Annotated in this window: 3 protein-coding genes; 2 read left to right on the top strand and 1 reads right to left on the bottom strand. The window is 70.3% G+C overall.

The features are described from left to right. Together C5O18_RS08895 and C5O18_RS08890 are read left to right on the top strand one after the other, a co-directional pair. A partial coding sequence (locus C5O18_RS08895) for a DMT family transporter (protein ID WP_146089316.1) occupies positions 1 to 501 on the top strand: 501 nt, incomplete at its 5' end. Continuing rightward, positions 498 to 1397, top strand: a complete 900-nt coding sequence (locus C5O18_RS08890; RefSeq protein ID WP_105193238.1) for an AEC family transporter — start codon at positions 498 to 500, stop codon at positions 1395 to 1397. The genes C5O18_RS08895 and C5O18_RS08890, both read left to right, overlap by 4 nt. 69 nt (positions 1398 to 1466) lie before the next feature. Here C5O18_RS08890 and C5O18_RS08885 read toward each other — a convergent pair whose 3' ends face one another. Continuing rightward, complete coding sequence (locus C5O18_RS08885; RefSeq protein ID WP_105193236.1) at positions 1467 to 1901, bottom strand: protein tyrosine phosphatase family protein; 435 nt, start codon at positions 1899 to 1901, stop codon at positions 1467 to 1469. Between the last annotated feature and the right edge of the window lie 35 nt (positions 1902 to 1936).

Here is a 1936-nt window from a genome sequence, read left to right as displayed (position 1 = left end):
CTGTCCACGCTGGGCGTCATCGCCATTGTCTGCGAAGGCCGGCCGGAACGCCTGCTGAGCCTGCATGTCGGGCGCGGCGACCTGCTGGTGCTGTGCGGGGTCATCGCCTGGGCCGTCTACACCAGCCTGCTGCGGCTGCGCCCGGCCTGCCATCCGCTGAGCTTCCTGGCGGTGACCTTCGCCATCGCCGCGCTGGTCATGCTGCCGCTGGCGGCCACGGAGTGGCAGGCCATCCGCACCATCGCTTGGCGCCCGGAGATCTTCGCCGCCTTCGCCTATGTTGCCGTGCTGCCTTCGGTGGTGGCCTACGGGCTCTACAACAGCGCCGTGACCAGGATCGGCGCCGCCGGCGCCGGCCAGGCCATCACCCTCATGCCGCTGTTCGGCGCGCTGCTGGCCGCCGGCCTGCTGGACGAGTCGCTGCACGGCTACCACCTGACCGGCATGGTGCTGATCCTCGCCGGCATCATCCTCACCGCCTGTTACCGGAGCCCCCGATGAGCGCGCTTGTCCTGCTGGCCCTCTGCCTCCTGCTCGGCCTGCTGGCCGCCCGCTACGCCAGCCCGCCCGCCGGCCTGGCGCCGGCACTGAACTGGTGGGTGATCCAGATCGCCCTGCCGGCGCTGGTGCTGGAGCTGATTCCGCGCCTGCAGTTCGACCCGCACCTGTGGTTCCTGGTGGTGTCGCAGTGGCTGGTGTTCATCGGCGCGCTGGCGCTGTTCCACACCCTGGGCAAGTGGCTGGGCTGGTCGCGCGCGCGCATCGGCGCGCTGACGCTGGTCTGCGGCCTCGGCAACACCTCGTTCGTGGGTTACCCCATGCTGGAGGCACTGCAGGGTCGCGAAGGCCTGGCGCTGGGCGTGGTGGCCGACCAGCTCGGCTGCTTCATCATGCTCAGCCTGGGTGGCGTGCTGGTGGCGGTGATCTACGGCGGCGCCTCGGCAAGTCCGCGCGCAGTGGCGCGCAAGGTGCTGCTGTTCCCGGCCTTCCTGGCGCTGCTGGCGGGTGTGGTGGTGGGTCAGCTCGGCGGCTGGCCGCCCATGGCCGACGAGATCCTACACCGCATCGGCGCCACGCTGACACCGCTGGCGCTGTTCTCGGTCGGCCTGCGCCTTAAGCTGTCGCTGCACCGCCACCAGTGGCTGCCGGTGACCCTGGGCCTGGGCTGGAAACTGGCGCTGGCACCGCTGGTCATGCTCGGCATCGGCGGCGCGCTGGGCATGCACGGCCTGCTGCTGACCATCACCGTGCTGCAGGCGGCCATGGCGCCGATGATCTCGGCCGCCATCCTCGCCGATCAGCACGACCTGGAGCCGGACCTGGCCAATGCCATCCTCGGCATCGGCATCCTGCTTTCGCTGCTCACCGTGCCGCTGTGGAACCTGCTGCTGTCGTGATCAGGGCGGCGCCGCTCCCGCACCTGTCCGCCGGCTGCTCGCGCGGGCAGCCACGCGGACCGCGCGGCCTCAGAGGCCGATGAGCTGGATGACCAGCGGCTCCAGCTTGGTCAGGCCGTAGCGACGGCCGACCTGCAGCGCTTCCACCGCCGGCAGGCCCTGCACCCAGTGCGCGCGCAGCGCGAACAGCGCGCCGACGCGGTTGCCGCTCATGCAGTGCACCAGCACCTTGCTGTCGCCGGCTTCGGCCAGCAGGCGGTCCAGCGCCTCGGCGTTGTCGCGGCTGAGGTCATGTCCGCCCAGGATCGGCAGATGCGCATAGAACAGACCCAGCTCGCCGGCCAGCCCGGCCTCGTCGAAACCGCCGTGCTCGTTGTCCGGCAGCATGTCGATGACATGCGTGATGCCCGCGGCCTTGACCTGCTCCAGGGCTTCGGGGCTGACATAGCCGCCGGCATAGTGGTTGGGTTCGACGAACAGCAGGTTGGGGATGCTCAGTGACATGGGGCCTATCTCGACTGGGTTTGGTACCGGCGGGG

The sequence above is a fragment of the Amnimonas aquatica genome (assembly GCF_002943415.1).
In the GTDB taxonomy this organism is placed as follows: domain Bacteria; phylum Pseudomonadota; class Gammaproteobacteria; order Pseudomonadales; family Moraxellaceae; genus Perlucidibaca; species Perlucidibaca aquatica_A.
This window is presented reverse-complemented; position numbering and strand designations above follow the sequence as displayed.

What these genes read in the sequence shown, in the direction of transcription:
- C5O18_RS08890 (WP_105193238.1), top strand. Translation starts at nt 498, where the DNA reads ATGAGCGCGCTTGTCCTGCTGGCCCTCTGCCTCCTGCTCGGCCTGCTG.
- C5O18_RS08885 (WP_105193236.1), bottom strand. Translation starts at nt 1,901, where the DNA reads ATGTCACTGAGCATCCCCAACCTGCTGTTCGTCGAACCCAACCACTAT.